We start from the raw sequence: 17491 nt of genomic DNA, 5'->3' as shown, positions 1-17491 counted from the left end.
CCATGCGCGGCGGCCGGGCTGGGCCGTCAGTCGCCCCACGCCTTGGACTGGCGGTGCGGACGCGCGGGACGCGCGGTGTCCTGCGCGTTTGCCGCGGCTTCGTACGCGAGAACGGCGAACGAAAAGACCGCGGGCAGCGCATTCGAGCGCCCGAAGTCGATCGGATCGTCCGTTTCGGGAAACGTCATGTCCGACGGCCGTTCGAACAGTTGACGCATGCCCGCGTCGTGCCGGCTGGCAAAGCCGAGATCGGCGAGCGCTTCGGCTTCGATCGCATGCAGCAGGCGCCACGTCAGCGGCACGCGCTGACGGATGTAGCGCCCGGCGATATGGCGAACGATCAATTCGAGGTCATGCGCGGCAGCCTTGAAGCTGAGCGCGGCCAAATCTTGTTCTTCTGTCATTGCAGGCTCCTGTCGACCGGGACAGGCGCCTCGGTGCGCCGGCTCCGGCCCATGCATGGCGGAATGTCCGTATACTGTACAAACATACAGTATTTTCCGCAACAGGCCTGCGACTGACCTTTTGGCCAGCTATACGCGCCGTCAGCGATGGATCACGATCAGCAGTGCCCGCGCTTCGGCCTTGCCGGGATTGCGGATCGCATGCGGCTCGTCGGCGGGGTAGCGCGCGGTGTCGCCCGCCTTCAGTCGGCGGCTGGCCGCGGCGGCCTCGATTTCCATCGCGCCCTGCAGCACGGTGAGGTGCTCGCGCGTGCCCGGTTCGTGCGCGTTCGATATCAGGGCGCCGCCGCCCGGTAGCGTCAGCTCGTACCACTCGAACTTGCCGGCGAGTTCGATCGGGCCCCATACGCGCAACTGGTACCGGCCGTCGTGGCCGGCGAGCGTCGGAATGTCGTGCGGGCCGTCCACGCGGATCGTCTCGGGCGCCTTCGGCTGCGAGAACAGTTCGTCGAGCGTGATGCCGAGCGCGTTCGTCAGCCGCCATGCGACGGCGATCGTCGGGTTGGCCTTGTCGCGCTCGATCTCGGAGAGCATGGATTTCGATACGCCGGCTGCGCGCGACAGGTCGTCGAGCGTCAGCTTGCGCTCGTTGCGCAGCCGCTGGATCTGCTCGCCGACGCGCGGCGGGGTCGCGGCCGGCGGCTGCGGGGCGGCGTCGGCAGGCATGCGCCGCGATCCGGAGGAACTTGCCATTTGGATTCCGTTCGCTTAGAGTTGTTCGATATTTCGAATTCTAGTTCGGAATATCGGATAAATGCGGTCAACCGAACGACCGACTATAACAGTAGCAGGCCGTTGCGCCGCCACGAGCCGTGCGCCGCGGAATGCGAAACCCTGTCAGGAGCTTTGCGATGCGTGATGCCTTTCTCGCCCAGGTGCGCGGGACGCTCGACCAGATCCGCGCGGACGGTTTTTACAAGACCGAGCGCGAGATCGCGAGTCCCCAGGCGGCAGCCGTGCGGCTCGCCAGCGGCGCCGGCGTGCTCAATTTCTGCGCGAACAACTATCTGGGTCTGGCGAACGATCCTCGCCTGATCGACGCGGCGAAGGCCGGCCTCGACCAGGACGGCTTCGGCATGGCATCGGTGCGCTTCATCTGCGGCACGCAAACCGTCCACAAGCAACTGGAAAGCGCGCTGGCCGCGTTTCTCGGCACCGAGGACAGCATCCTCTATTCGAGCTGCTTCGACGCGAACGGCGGGCTGTTCGAGACATTGCTCGACGAGAACGACGCGGTGATCAGCGACGAGCTGAATCACGCGAGCATCATCGACGGCATTCGCCTGTGCAAGGCGAAGCGTTTGCGCTACAAGAACAACGATCTGTCCGACCTCGAGGCGAAGCTCAAGGAAGCCGACGCCGCGGGCGCGCGCCACAAGCTGATCGCAACCGACGGCGTGTTCTCGATGGACGGCATCATCGCCGATCTGAAAGGCATCTGCGATCTCGCCGATCGCTACGGCGCGCTCGTGATGGTCGACGATTCGCATGCAGTCGGCTTCATCGGCACGCATGGCCGCGGCACGCCCGAGCACTGCGGCGTCGAAGGCCGCGTCGACATCATCACCGGCACGCTCGGCAAGGCGCTCGGCGGCGCGTCGGGCGGCTATGTCGCCGCGCGTCGCGAGGTGATCGAGCTGCTGCGCCAGCGCTCGCGTCCGTATCTGTTCTCGAATACGCTCACGCCGAGCATCGCCGCGGCATCGCTGAAGGTGCTCGAGCTGCTCGGCAGCGACGAAGGCGCGAAGCTGCGCGAGCGCGTGCGCGAGAACGGCGCGCGGTTCCGCAAGCAGATGACCGAGGCCGGCTTCACGCTCGTGCCCGGCGCGCATCCGATCATCCCGGTGATGCTCGGCGACGCGCAGCTCGCGACGAACATGGCCGACAAGCTGCTCGGCGAAGGCGTCTACGTGATCGGCTTCTCGTTCCCCGTGGTGCCGCGCGGCCGTGCGCGCATCCGCACGCAGATGAGCGCCGCGCATACGCCCGAACAGATCGACCAGACGGTCGCCGCGTTCGTGCGCGTCGGCAAGTCGCTCGGCATCATCTGACGGAGGCGCGACCATGAAAGCACTGGCAAAGCTCGAACGTGGCCCCGGCCTCACGCTCACGCGCGTGAAGCGCCCCGAAGTCGGCCACAACGACGTGCTGATCAAGATCCGCCGCACGGCGATCTGCGGCACCGACATCCATATCTGGAAGTGGGACGACTGGGCGCAGAAGACGATTCCGGTGCCGATGCACGTCGGTCACGAATATGTCGGCGAGATCGTCGAGATGGGGCAGGAAGTGCGCGGCTTCGCGATCGGCGATCGCGTGTCCGGCGAAGGCCACATCACCTGCGGTTTCTGCCGCAACTGTCGCGCCGGGCGCCGGCATCTGTGCCGCAACACGGTGGGCGTCGGCGTGAACCGCGAAGGCGCGTTCGCCGAATACCTGGCGATTCCGGCGTTCAACGCGTTCAAGATTCCGCCGGAGATCTCCGACGATCTCGCATCGATCTTCGATCCGTTCGGCAACGCGACGCACACGGCGCTGTCGTTCAACCTCGTCGGCGAAGACGTGCTGATCACCGGCGCGGGCCCGATCGGCATCATGGCCGTCGCGATCGCGAAGCACGTCGGCGCGCGCAACGTCGTCATCACCGACATCAACGACTATCGGCTGGCGCTCGCGCGCAAGATGGGCGCGACGCGCGCGGTCAACGTCGCACGCGAGTCGCTGCGTGACGTGATGGCCGACCTGCACATGACCGAAGGCTTCGACGTCGGTCTGGAGATGTCGGGCGTGCCGAGCGCGTTCACGAGCCTGCTGGAGGCGATGAACCACGGCGGCAAGGTTGCGTTGCTCGGCATCCCGCCCGCGCAGACGGCCATCGACTGGAACCAGGTGATCTTCAAGGGGCTCGAGATCAAGGGCATCTACGGCCGCGAGATGTTCGAGACCTGGTACAAGATGGTCGCGATGCTGCAAAGCGGCCTCGACCTGTCGCCGATCATCACGCATCGCTTCGCGGCCGACGATTACGAGCAAGGCTTCGCCGCGATGCTGTCCGGCGAAAGCGGCAAGGTGATTCTCGACTGGACGGCCTGAGCCGGGTGTCGACAGAGACGGGGCGGCGCGGCACGTTGGCCGGCCGCCCCGTTTTCATTTGCGCGTGCACCGTCGCGCGTCGACACACGTGATTCAGCGCTTGAGGTGAGATTATTCGGGAGGTGTGTTCGCGCGCCGAATCGCAGCGCGATTTCGCATCGGTGAAGGGCAATCGCGCGTTTGCTTCACCCGTCTGCCTCTGCTTCGCTTTGTCCCTTCCGCACCCTTCCACATACCGGGCTATTTCGCTGGCCGGGCGATCGTTCGCGACGCACCGCACGCGACGCCGAATGGAATCGGAACCTCAACCGTGAGCCCGCGAATATCGTTGCGACCCACTCATGCACTCGGCGCACGGCACCCAACGGTGCGCCGATCGTTACTTGCTCCGTTCACCCTTCATCCATCGCGGTTCGAGCTGAAGATACAACACGACGAGCCAGCGCTTCGGGCATTGCGGCGCGATGTCGACCGGATCGCCATGCGTGCCGGGAATCGTGATGAACCCGTGCTGCGCCGCGTACTGATACGCATGCAATGCATCGGCCTGCAGCCAGAAGCTGACGAGCGCACACGTCACGAAGCGAAACAGCAGCACCGTCGCGGCGTCCGGCGCGAATCCGGGCGCGGCCAGCAGGCTTTCGAACGCGAACGCCAGCGCCTGCGTAACCGCGATCGTGACGATCGTCAGCTTCATCACGCCGCGCAGCCGCAGCGCGGCACGCACACGTGCCTGCCTGGCGTCGAGCCGGGCGTGATCGTCGCCGTGGTCGCGCTTCGGCGCCTCGTGTCTCATGACACCGCACCGGCTTGCCGCGCCACCTCGATCTGCGTCGTGCCGACCGCACACATGCGGGCGTTCGCGATACTGACCGCCTTGCACAGGATCGCGCTGTCGTAGTTGTGTCCTGGAAAACGCATCACGTCGACCAGTTGAAATCCTTCGCGGCGATAGAAATCGACCAGCCGGACCGCCGCATGCGGCGCGTCGAGTGCGAGGTGTGTCGCGCCGCGCGCGGCGGCCCGATGTTGTGCAAACGCGAGCAGTGAACGGCCGATGCCGCGGCCGTGCCAGACGGGATCGACGGCCAGCTGGCCGAGCGTCGCGACGCGCCGGCTGCGAAACGAATCGCAGCGGGAATCGGGATCGTGCGATTGCATCGTCATCGTCGTGACCAGATGCGCGTTGCCGAGCGCGACGAAGCACTCGCCGGCGAGCATGCGTTCGCGCGTCGCCGACGCCGGCTGATCGACGCCCGGGCAATTGAAGCCCAGCGTGCCGAGCGGCGCGAACGCGCGATGCAGCAGCGCGGTCAGTACGTCGTACGAATCGCTGCGCGGATCGAAGCGCCGCACGACCACGCGGCCATCGAGTCGCTTCGCATAAGCCGCATAGGCGCGCGCGGGGCGCGCGGATTCCGGTCGCTGCATGATGTCCTTGTGCGTAGACAGGGTGACCGAAGTGTAGTGAGCGTCCCCTATCGGCTTCAAGAAAAAATGTCGTAAACGCGCGCCGTCAGATCGCGCTTCAGCCCTCCCACCGACAGGGCCTTTTCATCCGGGTATTGACGACGGAGAACGATCGTTCTACCGTAAACCCATGAATACACCTCTCGACTCCTCCGGCGAACCGGGCGTTCGCGACCGGCTGCTCGACGCGGCCGAAGCGCTGATCTATTCGGGCGGCATCCATGCGACCGGCGTCGATGCGATCGTCAAGCGATCCGGCGCGGCACGAAAGAGCTTTTATTCGCATTTCGAATCGAAGGAGGCGCTGGTCGTCGCCGCGCTTGAACGCCGCGACGAGCGCTGGATGCGCTGGTTCGTCGATGCCACGCTGGCGCGCGGCCACGCGCCGCGCGCGCAACTGCTCGGCATGTTCGACGTGCTGCGCGACTGGTTCGGGCAGCCCGACTTTCACGGCTGCGCGTTCCTGAATGCGTCGGGCGAGATACCCGACGCCGACGATCCCGTGCGCGTCGTCGCCCGCATGCACAAGGCACGCCTGCTGGCGTTCGTGCGCGAACGCTTCGACGCCTATGCCGACGAAACTGGCGTCGCGCGCCGCGGGCTCGCGCGCATCGCGCGTCAGTGGCTCGTGTTGATCGACGGCGCGATCGGCGTGGCGCTCGTCAGTGGCGATGCAAACGCCGCGCGCGATGCGCGCGCGACGGCTGAACTGCTGCTCGATACCGTATCGCGGTAGCCGACGCAGCGAATCCGAACCGGCTGCGTGCGTTCGCAGCCAGAACCCTGAACAGGAGCAATCCATGTCCGCTTCCCCCGAAGTTCGTCCGCCCGTTCCGCCCTTCACGCTTGAAACGGCGCGCCAGAAAGTGCGTGCCGCCGAGGACGGATGGAACACGCGCGACCCGCAACGCGTGTCGCTCGCCTATACGCCGCAAAGCCGCTGGCGCAACCGCGCGGAATTCGTGACGGGCCGCGACGAGATCGTCGCGCTGCTGCAGCGGAAGTGGGCGCGCGAACTCGACTACCGGCTGATCAAGGAGCTGTGGGCGTTCGACGGCAATCGCATCGCGGTGCGCTTTGCGTACGAGTGGCATGACGATGCCGGCAACTGGTTCCGTTCGTACGGCAATGAGAACTGGGAGTTCGACGAAAACGGCCTGATGGCGCATCGTCACGCGAGCATCAACGATCTGCCGATTCGCGAGGCGGACCGTCTTTATCACTGGCCGCTCGGCCGTCGTCCGGACGATCATCCAGGGCTGTCCGACCTCGGGCTGTGAAGCTCGCGCCCGTTCAAAGGATTGGCGAACGCATCACCGGAGGTTCAACGGTGAGGAAATTCGGGAGCCTGCCGCTGAAGGTGAGATTTTTCGGGACGAGGTGAAATGTCGCGTCGGACTGTGTGCGTTGAACAGGTCGACGCGACATCGCACGGTAAAGCGGTGCATACGTCGAAGTGCAGCGGTGCGCGTCGCCGCGCGATGCATTTCACCGACCGTGTCGAAGCGATCGTGCATTGACGATCGGTGTGCGCGAGCGACACGTGCAACTCACCGATCGGATCATCCTTCGGCTTGCGATGAAAAACCGCGCAAGCAGTGCGCGTTGCGATGTGTCGTCGCTCACCGCTCGACTTCACGCCGGCGCATCGGCGGCGTTCGCACACGTGGGCAACCGCATCGTGCGTCGCTCGGCGCAGACCGATTGACGAAGCGCCGCCCGGCATGCGCGCCGGGCATGACCCTCGACCTCAGCCCGCGATCCGCGCGGCGATCGCCTCGCCCACTTCCTGCGTGCCCGCGTTGCCGCCGAGATCGCGCGTCCGCGGCCCCGTGCGCAGCACGTCCTCGATCGCGGCGACGATCGCATCGTGCGCGTCGCGTTCACGGCCCGTGCCGTTCCCGAGGAAGTCGAGCATCATCGCCGCCGACCAGATCATCGCGACCGGATTCGCGATGTATTGCCCCGCGATGTCGGGCGCCGAACCGTGCACGGGTTCGAACAGCGACGGGAACGTGCGGTCGGGGTTCAGGTTCGCCGACGGCGCGATGCCGATCGTGCCCGTGCAGGCCGGCCCGAGATCCGACAGGATGTCGCCGAACAGGTTCGACGCGACGACGACGTCGAAGCGGTCCGGCTGCAGCACGAAGCGCGCGCACAGGATGTCGATGTGCTGCTTGTCGACCGCGATCTCCGGATAGCGTTCGGCCATCTCGGCCGCGCGTGCATCCCACCACGGCATGCTGATTGCGATGCCGTTGCTTTTGGTCGCGACGGTGACGCGCTTCGCGCGCCGCTGCGCGAGTTCGAACGCGAATTTCAGCACGCGTTCGGTACCGTGCCGCGTGAAGATCGACTGCTGCATCACGACTTCGCGCTCGGTGCCTTCGAACATCGTGCCGCCGACCGACGAATATTCGCCCTCGGTGTTCTCGCGCACGATCATGAAATCGATGTCGCCCGGGCGGCGGCCGGCGAGCGGCGACGGTACGCCGTCGAACAGGCGCGCGGGCCGCAGGTTGATGTACTGGTCGAATTCACGGCGGAATTTCAGCAGCGAGCCCCACAGCGAAATGTGATCGGGCACCGTCGCCGGCCAGCCGACCGCGCCGAACAGGATCGCGTCCATGCCCGACAGCTGCGCTTTCCAGTCGTCCGGCATCATCGTGCCGTGCTGCGCGTAGTAGTCGCAGCTCGCCCAGTCGATCTCGACGAAGTCGAAGCGGATGCCGAAGCGCGCGGTCACGGCGTCGAGCGCGCGCAGGCCCTCGGGCATCACTTCGCGGCCGATGCCGTCGCCGGGGATCACGGCAATCCTGTAAGTCCTGTCGGTCATGCAAATCTCCTTGGCTGGTTGGCCGGCTGCCGGGAAGGCAACGGCCCGTCACGTCATTCTATTTATTTCCATCTGGATTAAAATCGCTTAAAAGTTAATCGACTTTCCACGAATCGTGAATAAATCGCCGAACCTCGACGACTTGCGCGTGTTCAGCCTGGTCGTCCGCCTCGCGAGCTTCAGCGCGGCTGCCGAGCAGCTCGCGGTGTCGCCCGCGTATGTCAGCAAGCGCGTCGCGATGCTCGAGGCGCAGCTCGGCACGCGCCTGCTGCATCGCTCGACGCGCCGGATGACGGTCACCGAAGCCGGCGAACGCGTGTTCGCGCGCGCCGAAAAGATTCTGGACGACGTCGATCATCTCGTCGAGGACGTGTCGACCACGCGCACGGTGCCGCGCGGCACGCTGCGCATGTCGAGCAGCTTCGGCTTCGGCCGGCACGTCGTCGCGCCGGCGCTGCTCGACTTCAGCGCGCGTTATCCGCAACTGAACGTGCGGCTTGATCTGTTCGACCGGCTCGTCGATGTGGCCGGCGAAGGCTACGACCTCGACGTTCGCATCGGCGACGACATCGCCGATCACCTGATCGCGCGCCGCCTTGCCGCGAACCATCGCGTGCTGTGCGCATCGCCCGACTATCTCGCCCGCCGCGGGACGCCGCGCTCGCTCGCGGATCTGGCGTCGCACGACTGTCTCGCGATCAAGGAGCGCGATCATCCGTTCGGCGTATGGCGGCTGACCGTGCGCGGCGAAACGACGACGGTGAAGGTCGGCGGCGCGCTGTCCACGAACCACGGCGAGGTGGCCGTGCAATGGGCGCTGGCCGGGCGCGGGATCGTGCTGCGCTCGATCTGGGAGGCCGGGCCGCTGATCGAGAGCGGCGCGTTGTGCCGCGTGCTGCCGGAAGCGGTCCAGCCCGCGAACATCTGGGCCGTGTATCCGGAGCGCGTCGCGGCGTCGGCGAAGGTGCGCGTGTGCGTGGATTTTCTGGTGGAGACGCTGGCCGGCCTGAATGCCGCCGCGGGTGACGATACGGCCTGAAACCGGCTAAAGGTGAGCTTTTACGGGGGCATGCGCAGGCACCGTCGACGATGCCTGCGGGCGCGTCATGCCGCGTGTCGCGCACCGAGCATCAAGTCGAGATTCTGCACGGCGGCGCCGGATGCCCCTTTGCCGAGATTGTCGAACACGGCGGACAGCAGCACCTGACCGCCGTCTGCGTTGACGAACACACCGAGCCGCAGGTCGTTGGTGCCGTTCAGCGCTTGCGGATCGAGATGCGTTGCCGCGCGTGTGTCCGCGAGCGGCGTCACGTCGACGTGACGCGCGTTCGCGTAATGGTGCGCGAGACACGCATGCAGCCGCTCACCGGTCACCCCGGCCGGCAGCAGGCGCAGCTCGATCGGGATGGTGAGCACGATGCCTTGCCGATACGCACCGTAGGCCGGCACGAAGAACGGGCGGTGCGCGAGCCCCGCATGCTGCCGGATCTCGGGCACGTGCTTGTGCTCGAGCGCGAGGCCGTAGACCTGCAGCGGCAACGCGTGTGCGGCGGCGTCGCCCGATTCGAACGCGTCGACGGCGGCCCTTCCGCCGCCCGAGTAACCGGACACCGCGTGGATGCTCACCGGGTAGTCGCGCGGCAGCAGCCCGGCCTGCAGCAGTGGGCGCAGCAGGCCGATCGCGCCGGTCGGGTAGCAGCCCGGATTGGTCACGCGCTTCGCATGCGCGATGTGTTGCGCCTGTCCGTCGGCCATCTCGGGAAAGCCGTAGACCCAGTCGGGCTGCGTGCGATGGGCCGAACTTGCGTCGATCACGCGAACGGCCGGGTTCCGGATGAAACCGACCGCTTCGCGCGCGGCCGCGTCGGGCAGGCACAGGATCGCGATATCGCACGCGTTGAGTGCGTCGGTGCGCCGCGCAGGGTCCTTGCGTTCCGCGGCGGGAAGCGTGAGCAGCTGCACGTCGGGGCGGTCGCGCAGACGCGCGTGAATCTGCAACCCGGTCGTGCCCTGGTCGCCGTCGATGAAGACAGTGGGGAAGCTCATGATGGTCGTGTGCGTCGCGTTCGGTCGTCGGGGAAGCCGTATCGTCCACCGAACGCCTAGAATAGGAAAAGTTGAATTTGCTGACCGTCCGATTCAGCTTTTCTGAACGAGAGGTGTGTGATGCGCGAGATCAGTCTGGACCGCCTGCGTACGCTGGTCGCGATCGCGGACCACGGATCCTTCGTGGCGGCGGCGCAATGGCTTCATCTCGCCCCGCCGACCGTCAGTCTGCACGTCGCCGAGCTGGAAAGCCGCATCGGCGCGCCGCTGCTGTCCCGCACGCGCGGCAACGTGCGTCCTTCGGCGATCGGCGAAGTGCTGGTGGAGCGGGCGCGGCGTCTGCTGGCGGAAGTCGAATCCACGCTGGACGACGTGCAGCGACAGGTACAGGGGTTGACCGGGCGCGTCCGCCTCGGCGCATCGACCGGCGCGATCGCACACCTGTTGCCGCAGGCGGTGGCCGGATTGCGTGCGCAGCATCCGGATATCGACGTGCAGATCGCGGTGCTCACGTCGCAGGACACGCTGGCGCGCATTGCGCAAGGCACGCTCGATGTCGGGCTGGTCGCGCTGCCGCAAGCGCCGGTCGCGGGGCTGTCGATCCGGCCGTGGCGCCGCGATCCGGTGATGGCCTTCCTGCCGGCGGACTGGCCGCTTCCGGCCCGTGTGACGCCCGCGTATCTGGCCGCGCGGCCGCTGATTCTCAACGATGCGACGACGCGCCTGTCGCGGCTCACGACCGAATGGTTCGCGCTCGGCGGCCACCGGCCCGAGCCGCGAATCGAACTCAACTACAACGACGCGATCAAGAGCCTGGTCGCCGCAGGGTACGGCGCGACGTTGCTGCCGCATGAGGCGGGCGCCCCGCTGCCGGATGCGCGCATCGTCATGCGGCCGCTACGCCCGGCGTTGTGGCGCGAGCTGGGGATTGCGCATCGAGCCGGCCCGATCGAACGGGCGACGCAGCACGTGCTCGATGCGCTGCGGGCGCTCCGTGCGCGATAGCGGGCCGTCGTGCGGCTGACGCGCGCAAGCCGTGCGGCCCGGACGCGCGTTCAGAGCCGGTTGTCCTTCGCGAGCGTGAGCACGCGCGCCCAGCGCTGCGCATCGCGCTTGTCCATCATCGGCAGCTTCCATTCGCCGCGCACGGCGTCGCGCACGCGCACGACGAGATGCCAGCGGCCGTCGATCGGCGTGGCCTCGCAGCCGTCGAGCTGCGACAGCGTATAGCGGCCGTCCGCGCCGTCATGCGACAGCCACAGCAGCCCTTGCGTCGCGGACACGCGCAACTCGCCCCACGCGCGATGCACGATGTGGGTCCAGCCTTCTTCCTTCGCGTTCGGTGCGATGTCGCGACGGCGCTTCAGCCACCACGCGATCAGCGCGATCAGGAGCGCGGCGGCCAGCACGGCGGTCACGATCGCGACCGGCTGGCCGAACTGTGCGGCGATGACGTGAAACAGATGAACGGCGCCCCAGCCCAGGGCGATGAGCGCGAATAGCGCAATGAAAATCGGCATGTCGGATCGGAAAGAAGGACGGGCCGGCGCATGCGGCGCGGCGGCCCGTTGCACACGGCATTACCGGCGGCGGTGAATGTCGTGCGTGACGAAGCCCGCGTCGTTGACGGGCAGCGCGAGGCCATCCTTCACCGCGAGCGTCTTGCGGATGTCGTCGAGACCCGCGGACCAGTGGTCGCGCATCGTCGACAGACCGAACTGATAGTCCTTGTAGTGATGCTCGTACGCTTTCTGCTGATAGATCAGGTGCTGGATGTTGTACTTCTTCCCGCTCGACATCGCTTCGGCCTCGACGCACCACGGGTCGTTCTTGCGCTGTTCTTCCGGCACCTGTTCGAGCACGTGGCGCAGCACGTTGCGGTAGCGCTGCTCGCGCTGCAGCGTGTCGGTGACGAACCGCGTGCGGCTCGAATACTGCACGTCCTTCGTGCGCTCGGCGACGTCGGCCATCGTGCGCGGCAACGGCCCGCGTGCGCTCCACAGATCGACCTGGAACGCGAGCGTGTCGCTGCGCGGCCGGGCGCGCAGCACTTCCATCAGCGGCGTGTTCGACACGACGCCGCCGTCCCAGTAGTACTCGCCGTCGATCTCGACGGGCGGGAACGCGGGCGGCAATGCGCCGGACGCCATGAAATGCTCGGGCTCGAGACGGATGCGCGAGTTGTCGAAGTACACGAAGTTGCCGGTGCCGACGTTGACCGCGCCGACCGACACGCGCGTCTCGCCCGAATTGATCCGGTCGAAATCGCACAGGTTCAGCAGCGTCGTGCGCAGCGCCGACGTGTCGTACCAGCTGATTTTTTCCGGATGGTCGGACACGCCCGGCAGCGGCGGCGGAAAGCGCGGCACGAAGAAGCCCTGCTGGCCCTGCATCATCGCGCTGGCGGCCTGCGACGCGGTGAAGAACGTGCGGATCTGATCGATGCTGTTGAACAGCGCGAATTCGAACGCGGCCGGAATCGTCGGGAAGAACGCAGGCTGGCAGATCGTTTCCCAGAATTCGCGCAGGCGCTCGACGCGATGCTCCGGCGCATTGCCGGCGATCAGCGCGGTGTTGAGCGCGCCGATCGAGATGCCCGCGATCCAGTCGAGCGGAATGCCTGCTTCATGCAGCCCTTCGAATACGCCGGCCTGATATGCGCCGAGCGCGCCGCCGCCTTGCAGGACGAGCGCGATCGTTTCGTACGGCAGCGACCGCGCAGCGGCCGGCGCACCGGCTTCGTGGCGCAGGTCCGCCGCATCGACGGCCTGCTTTTCTGTACGCGCGTGCGGTTTCATCAGTTGCTCCGAGAAATCCCGCCGTGGACGGCGGTGATGGATGGCGTGACGTCGATCGACGGCACGCCATCTCGAGAAGGGCGGTGGCGCGGAAGTCGCCTACCGTCGGGGAAACGCCGGCGTTACTGCATGAACCAGCCGTGGCTGACGACGAACGATTGGCCGGTGAGCGCGGCGCTCGGGAACGCCGACAGGAACAGCACCGTCTGCGCGACGTCCTGCACCGTCGTGAACACGCCGTCGACCGTGTTGCCGAGCATCACCTTCTTGATCACGTCCTCTTCGCTGATGCCGAGCTCCTTCGCCTGCTCCGGAATCTGCTTGTCGACCAGCGGCGTGCGCACGAAGCCCGGGCACACGACGTGCGAGCGCACGTTGTGCTTCGCGCCTTCCTTCGCCAGTACGCGCGCGAGACCGAGCAGCCCGTGCTTGGCCGTCACATACGCGGACTTCAGCGGCGACGCCTCGTGCGAGTGCACCGAGCCCATGTAGATCACGACGCCGCCGCGATCGTCCTTGTACATGTGCTTGAGCGCGGCCTTGGTCGTCAGGAACGCGCCGTCCACGTGGATCGCCTGCATCTTCTTCCAGTCGGAGAACGAATAGTTCTCGATCGGGTTGACGATCTGGATGCCCGCGTTCGACACGAGGATGTCGACCGAGCCGAACGCCTCGGCCACCTTGTCGATGCCGCTGTTCACGGCGTCCTCGTTGGTCACGTCCATCGCGACGCCGATCGCCTTGCCGCCTGCCTTGTTGATCTCGTCGGCGACCGCGTTCGCGCCGTCCTGGTTCAGGTCGGCGATCGCGACGGCCGCGCCTGCCTTGGCCAGCTCCAGCGCGATTTCCTTGCCGATGCCGCTCGCGGCGCCCGTGACGACTGCGGTCTTGCCATTCAGGTTGCTCATGTTCGAATTCCCGTGGTGAAAGGATTGACAGGGAGAAAGGACTGCGGACGTATTACTGGGCCAGATAATCGTAGACGACTTCGCCGAGGCCCAATGTCAAATCTGCGACGATGTGCCGGGCTTCGACGATCTCGAGCACGGGCAGGTCGGCCACCGGCGCGAGCGCGTGCGGCGCCAGCTCGAGCGATGCGGGGCCCGTCCATGCGCCCTTCATCTTGATGTCCTGCATGTAATAGCGCACCAGTTCGCACACGCGCGCGGTGCCGTCGACGTGCGGGATGATCTTCAGCAGGAAATTGGGGCCGGCGAGCCGTTTCGTCTGCTCGTCGATGTCGAGTTCCTTGTGCTTGTAGCCCATCGTGCCGGTCGCGACGCGCACCTTGCCGTAGTCGAGCGTGCCGAGGAGGTGATCGGTGTTCACGTGCAGCGTGGGCGACGCGAGCTTCTTCGGGAAGCCCCACAGCTCGCGGCCGCCGGCGATCGGCGGGTGATCGTCGAGATACATCGCGAGCGTATAGCCGCCCGGCTGCCCGTCGTACTCGACGGGGATCACCTGGCCGCTTTCGGTGTAATCGCCGAAGCCGGTCGAATCGGCCATGCGGATGAATTCGTAATGCACGAGCGGCTCGGTGATTTGCAGCGGCTCGGGGACAATTTCACGAAGACGGTCCGGATCGGTGCGGTACGTAATGATCAGAAACTCACGATCGACGAAACGGTACGGGCCCATCGGGAACGCAGGGCTGGTCAACGGCATCGCAAACGCTTTCGATCGGACATCGCTGGGTTTCATGCGGACTCCTTGTTGTTGATCGCTTCGTGGATGAGTGGTCGTAATCGTATGCCTGTGCGTTGCCGTTGTGCGATGCCGCATATGGAATTAATTGTTGCCGATTTCGAATTATTTGCCGCGTAAATATTGAGACGAACGGTGTAAAACGGCGCTGTCGGCCCCCGGCAGCGCCAGCGTCGCACGTGTCGATGACGCCATCATGTGAAAAAGGTGAGTCTTTACGGGAGGCATGGTGAGCTTTTGCGGGAGGCGCGGGCGCGGGAATATGACAATTGCGTGAACTTGTGTTGCAGTGCAGGTTCTAAGTGCGTTCGCCGCGCGGGCCTTGTCCGGTCGGCCGTCGTCTTAAGCACCGCCTAAGCGGTCACGTCCTAGCATCGTTCGTCTCCGGCCGGGCAACCGGCCGATCGTTTATGCCTCACGCAACCGGATTCATGCAGAACCTCAATCTCGCCCTCTTTTCCGCCATCAACGCCGGGGTTGCGCCGCACCCGGGCGTTGCCCGCCTCGCGATCTTCGCCGCTGACTGGCTCGTCTATGCGCTGCCCGCGATGTTGCTGCTGACCTGGACCTTCGGTGCACGCCCCGCGCGGCGCCAGGCGATTGAAGCCGGCGTCGGCGTCTGTGTGGCGCTCGGGGTCGCGCAAGCGCTCGGGCATGTCTGGTTCTCGCCGCGCCCGTTCATGGCCGGCGTCGGTACGCAGTTGATTCCGCACGCGCCGGACAGCTCGTTTCCAAGCGATCACATGACGTTCGCATGGAGCATGGCGGTCGGCCTGCTGCTCGGCGGCACGACGCGGGTCACCGGCTTCGTGATGGCTGCAATGGCCGTGGCGATCGCATGGGGACGCGTCTATGCGGGTGTGCACTGGCCGTTCGACATGGCGGGCGGCGTGCTGGTCGGCACGGTCGGCGCGCTGGCCGCGCACCTGTACGGGCAACGCGTGACCGCGCTGCTCGAACGGCTCGGCGATTCGGTGCACGCGGTCGTGATGGGGCGCCGGCAGGCGCCGTAAGCGGAAGGAAGCGGCAGCCCGCCGTCAGCCGGACGAGCCGGGTGTGCGGGCCGATTCGACCGACGCGGACGGGCCGCCGGCCGCGTCGCGCAGTTCGGGTGTATCGGCCGGATGCCGCGCGGTATCGCGGTCGAGGGCGCTTTCCGTCAGGATCGCGCACATCGCGACGAACAGCGCGACGACTACCGCGGCGAGGCCGCAATAGCCGGCGATCTTCAGGTGGCGAAGGAAAGGCGAAGCGTGGCTTTCTTTTGTCATGACCGGGCGCTCCTGGGCGGGCTGCGGCGGCTGTCGCCCGACAGCGGCGCGCAGACACAGATATATACCAGCCGCGATGCCGGTGCCAAGCCTGCTGCTGCGTGGGCGCCACGATTGTGTCATTCGCCCGGCAACCGGGCGCCTCCGCTCAGTCTTCCAGCGTTTCGTGCACGGCCGCCGCGCCGCGCTTCCAGTAGGCCGCCGCGCGGATGCGCGACTTGTCGATGCCGCGTTCGCCGGTCAGGTGCTGGCGCACCGCGCGCATCGACAGCGCTTCGCCGGCCGCCCACACGTAACCGTCGCCGGACGACGGCAGCGGCAGATCGCGGACGGCATTCACCAGCGCGTCGCCGTTCGCCGTGTCGGCTTCGGCGCGGAAGCGCCAGACTTCATGCACGTCGGCGCGCGTCTCGAACGAGATCTGCGCGGTGCGATCCGCGACTTCCAGCACGACCGCCGCGCGCGCACCGGCCGGCAGTTCCTCGAGGCGTCGCGCGATGGCCGGCAGTGCCGTATCGTCGCCGATCAGCAGATGCCAGTCGAAATCGGTCGGGACCACGAATGATCCGCGCGGACCGCCGATGCCGAGCCATTGGCCGACACGCGCTTGCGCGGCCCATTGCGATGCGGGGCCAGGGTGGTTCAGCACGAATTCCAGATCGAGCTCGCAGGCGGCGCGATCGAAGCGGCGCGGCGTGAAGTCGCGCGCGGCCGGTTTCGCTTCGCCTTCCGGAAACTCGGGGCCGTTCGCGCCGAGCGTCGGCAGTGCGGGCCGTTCCGCGCCCGGCGGCGGGAAAAAGACCTTCACGTGATCGTCGAACGACGCGGATTCGAAATCCGCGAGATCGGCGCCGCCGAGCGTGACGCGCAGCAGATGCGGCGTCACGGTATGCACGCGCAGCACCTGCAGCAGCCGGAACTTGAGGGTGTGGCGCACGCGGGTGACGGTGCGTTCGGACGTGTTCTGCATCGATCCGTTCTCCTTGGGTTGTGACGGGGCGGCGCGGATCACGCGCCGGCGCCGCCTTCGATTTCAGCCGTCGCGCGGCGCATGATGGCCGCGATGCGGCGCTGTTCGTCGGCATCGGCGGCGCTCTTGTGCAGCAGCGCGCGCTTGAGCGCGAGACGCGCCTCGACGAATTCCGGCAGCCAGCCGGCCTGCGATTCGTCCTGCGCGTCGGCGCCCGCCGATTCCCCGGCGAACGCGCGGCGCATGAATTCCATCTTGCGAGCGAGGTGCGTGAGGCGCGCGAAGAGCGTGTCGACGCGTTCGCGCTGGGCATCGAGATGCACGCGGCCGGCGTCGGTCAGTGCATAGCGCTTGCGGTTGCCTTCCGCCTGCGACGCGACGAAGCCGACTTCGTCGAGATACGTGAGCGCCGGATACACCATGCCGGGGCTCGGGCTGTAGAAACCGTTCGAGCGCGTGTCGAGCGCCTTGATCAGTTCGTAGCCGTGGCTTGGTTGCTCGGCCACCAGCGCGAGCAGGAGCAACTGAAGATCGTCGGAGCTGAACTGGCGGCCGCGCGGCATCGCGTCGTCGCCGAAATCGCCAAAGCCGCCGCGCCCGCCCCGGCCGCCGAACGGGCCGCCACCGAATGCATCGTGGCCGCCGCGACGGTGGCGGCCGATCGCGTGCCAGAGACCGGCGAACCAGTCCGGGCGGGCATGCGCACCATGACCGTCGCATCGGGCATGGCCGCGGAAGTGGTTGTGTCGCATGATCGTATCCTGTGTGTCGTAAAACATATCTAAAGATATATTTCGGAAGATAGGGCGTCAAGGGGATTATTGGGGGCGGGATGGGGA

Annotated in this window: 21 protein-coding genes; 8 read left to right on the top strand and 13 right to left on the bottom strand. The window is 66.6% G+C overall.

The window, feature by feature from the left end; translation table 11 throughout:
* Window positions 1–26 precede the first annotated feature (26 nt).
* Together A9Z05_RS20400 and A9Z05_RS20395 are read right to left on the bottom strand one after the other, a co-directional pair.
* Window positions 27–404 (bottom strand): DUF2471 family protein, encoded by a 378-nt coding sequence (locus tag A9Z05_RS20400; protein WP_069619664.1) that lies wholly within the window; start codon window positions 402–404, stop codon window positions 27–29.
* Between the two features lie 141 nt (window positions 405–545).
* Window positions 546–1157: a helix-turn-helix domain-containing protein gene (locus tag A9Z05_RS20395; RefSeq protein ID WP_069619663.1), complete on the bottom strand. Its 612-nt coding sequence runs from the start codon at window positions 1155–1157 to the stop codon at window positions 546–548.
* Window positions 1158–1315: 158 nt separating this feature from the next.
* On the opposite strand from A9Z05_RS20395, the gene A9Z05_RS20390 reads away from it, so the two are divergent.
* The gene (locus tag A9Z05_RS20390; RefSeq protein ID WP_069619662.1) at window positions 1316–2515 is read left to right on the top strand and encodes a glycine C-acetyltransferase; all 1200 of its coding nucleotides are present in this window, start codon (window positions 1316–1318) and stop codon (window positions 2513–2515) included.
* Between the two features lie 13 nt (window positions 2516–2528).
* Window positions 2529–3557: an L-threonine 3-dehydrogenase gene (gene tdh, locus A9Z05_RS20385; RefSeq protein ID WP_069619661.1), complete on the top strand. Its 1029-nt coding sequence runs from the start codon at window positions 2529–2531 to the stop codon at window positions 3555–3557.
* Window positions 3558–3936: 379 nt separating this feature from the next.
* Here the strand turns inward: tdh and A9Z05_RS20380 are convergent, their stop codons facing one another.
* Both A9Z05_RS20380 and A9Z05_RS20375 read right to left on the bottom strand, forming a co-directional pair.
* Entirely contained in the window at window positions 3937–4353 is a 417-nt protein-coding gene (locus tag A9Z05_RS20380) for a hypothetical protein (protein WP_069619660.1), read from the bottom strand.
* Window positions 4350–4988: a GNAT family N-acetyltransferase gene (locus A9Z05_RS20375; protein WP_069619659.1), complete on the bottom strand. Its 639-nt coding sequence runs from the start codon at window positions 4986–4988 to the stop codon at window positions 4350–4352. Before A9Z05_RS20375 ends, A9Z05_RS20380 begins: the two co-directional genes overlap by 4 nt.
* Window positions 4989–5157: 169 nt before the next feature.
* Between A9Z05_RS20375 and A9Z05_RS20370 the strand changes: the two genes are divergently transcribed.
* The 3 genes from A9Z05_RS20370 to A9Z05_RS36995 all read left to right on the top strand — a co-directional run bounded on the left by A9Z05_RS20370 (window position 5158) and on the right by A9Z05_RS36995 (window position 6735).
* Entirely contained in the window at window positions 5158–5763 is a 606-nt protein-coding gene (locus tag A9Z05_RS20370) for a TetR/AcrR family transcriptional regulator (protein WP_069619658.1), read from the top strand.
* Window positions 5764–5827: 64 nt separating this feature from the next.
* The gene (locus A9Z05_RS20365) at window positions 5828–6307 is read left to right on the top strand and encodes a nuclear transport factor 2 family protein (RefSeq protein ID WP_050013484.1); all 480 of its coding nucleotides are present in this window, start codon (window positions 5828–5830) and stop codon (window positions 6305–6307) included.
* A 236-nt stretch (window positions 6308–6543) separates the two neighbouring features.
* The gene (locus A9Z05_RS36995) at window positions 6544–6735 is read left to right on the top strand and encodes a hypothetical protein (protein WP_069619657.1); all 192 of its coding nucleotides are present in this window, start codon (window positions 6544–6546) and stop codon (window positions 6733–6735) included.
* A gap of 42 nt (window positions 6736–6777) precedes the next feature.
* Here A9Z05_RS36995 and A9Z05_RS20355 read toward each other — a convergent pair whose 3' ends face one another.
* Window positions 6778–7863 carry a tartrate dehydrogenase gene (locus A9Z05_RS20355; protein WP_069619656.1) on the bottom strand — a complete coding sequence of 362 codons (1086 nt, stop codon included), beginning with the start codon at window positions 7861–7863 and terminating at the stop codon, window positions 6778–6780.
* Window positions 7864–7978: 115 nt separating this feature from the next.
* Here A9Z05_RS20355 and A9Z05_RS20350 point away from each other — a divergent pair, with 115 nt between their 5' ends.
* Window positions 7979–8902, top strand: coding sequence for a LysR substrate-binding domain-containing protein (locus tag A9Z05_RS20350; protein ID WP_069619655.1), 924 nt, complete (start codon window positions 7979–7981; stop codon window positions 8900–8902).
* A 65-nt stretch (window positions 8903–8967) separates the two neighbouring features.
* On the opposite strand, the gene argC is transcribed toward A9Z05_RS20350, so the two are convergent.
* A complete protein-coding gene (gene argC / locus A9Z05_RS20345) occupies window positions 8968–9909 on the bottom strand; it encodes an N-acetyl-gamma-glutamyl-phosphate reductase (protein ID WP_069619654.1) in 942 nt (313 codons plus the stop codon).
* A gap of 120 nt (window positions 9910–10029) precedes the next feature.
* On the opposite strand from argC, the gene A9Z05_RS20340 reads away from it, so the two are divergent.
* Window positions 10030–10914 (top strand): LysR family transcriptional regulator, encoded by an 885-nt coding sequence (locus tag A9Z05_RS20340; RefSeq protein WP_069619653.1) that lies wholly within the window; start codon window positions 10030–10032, stop codon window positions 10912–10914.
* A 50-nt stretch (window positions 10915–10964) separates the two neighbouring features.
* On the opposite strand, the gene A9Z05_RS20335 is transcribed toward A9Z05_RS20340, so the two are convergent.
* The 4 genes from A9Z05_RS20335 to A9Z05_RS20320 all read right to left on the bottom strand — a co-directional run bounded on the left by A9Z05_RS20335 (window position 10965) and on the right by A9Z05_RS20320 (window position 14408).
* Complete coding sequence (locus A9Z05_RS20335) at window positions 10965–11429, bottom strand: hypothetical protein (RefSeq protein ID WP_069619652.1); 465 nt, start codon at window positions 11427–11429, stop codon at window positions 10965–10967.
* A gap of 60 nt (window positions 11430–11489) precedes the next feature.
* Complete coding sequence (locus tag A9Z05_RS20330; RefSeq protein WP_069619651.1) at window positions 11490–12707, bottom strand: patatin-like phospholipase family protein; 1218 nt, start codon at window positions 12705–12707, stop codon at window positions 11490–11492.
* A gap of 122 nt (window positions 12708–12829) precedes the next feature.
* On the bottom strand, window positions 12830–13615 hold the full coding sequence (locus A9Z05_RS20325; RefSeq protein WP_069619650.1) for a 3-hydroxybutyrate dehydrogenase: 786 nt from the start codon (window positions 13613–13615) through the stop codon (window positions 12830–12832).
* A gap of 52 nt (window positions 13616–13667) precedes the next feature.
* Window positions 13668–14408, bottom strand: a complete 741-nt coding sequence (locus A9Z05_RS20320) for an acetoacetate decarboxylase (RefSeq protein WP_050017224.1) — start codon at window positions 14406–14408, stop codon at window positions 13668–13670.
* Window positions 14409–14842: 434 nt separating this feature from the next.
* On the opposite strand from A9Z05_RS20320, the gene A9Z05_RS20315 reads away from it, so the two are divergent.
* Entirely contained in the window at window positions 14843–15424 is a 582-nt protein-coding gene (locus A9Z05_RS20315) for an undecaprenyl-diphosphatase (RefSeq protein ID WP_069619649.1), read from the top strand.
* Window positions 15425–15448: 24 nt separating this feature from the next.
* On the opposite strand, the gene A9Z05_RS20310 is transcribed toward A9Z05_RS20315, so the two are convergent.
* The 3 genes from A9Z05_RS20310 to A9Z05_RS20300 form a co-directional block, all read right to left on the bottom strand.
* Window positions 15449–15682, bottom strand: a complete 234-nt coding sequence (locus tag A9Z05_RS20310) for a hypothetical protein (protein ID WP_069619648.1) — start codon at window positions 15680–15682, stop codon at window positions 15449–15451.
* A gap of 148 nt (window positions 15683–15830) precedes the next feature.
* Entirely contained in the window at window positions 15831–16652 is an 822-nt protein-coding gene (locus A9Z05_RS20305) for a siderophore-interacting protein (protein ID WP_069619647.1), read from the bottom strand.
* Window positions 16653–16690: 38 nt separating this feature from the next.
* A complete protein-coding gene (locus tag A9Z05_RS20300) occupies window positions 16691–17404 on the bottom strand; it encodes a PadR family transcriptional regulator (RefSeq protein ID WP_069619684.1) in 714 nt (237 codons plus the stop codon).
* Window positions 17405–17491 lie beyond the last annotated feature (87 nt).

It is taken from the genome of Burkholderia sp. A2, assembly GCF_001729305.1.
GTDB classification, from domain to species: domain Bacteria; phylum Pseudomonadota; class Gammaproteobacteria; order Burkholderiales; family Burkholderiaceae; genus Burkholderia; species Burkholderia sola.
The sequence above is the reverse complement of the archived record's forward strand: the minus strand, read 5'-3'. Positions and strand labels throughout refer to the sequence as shown.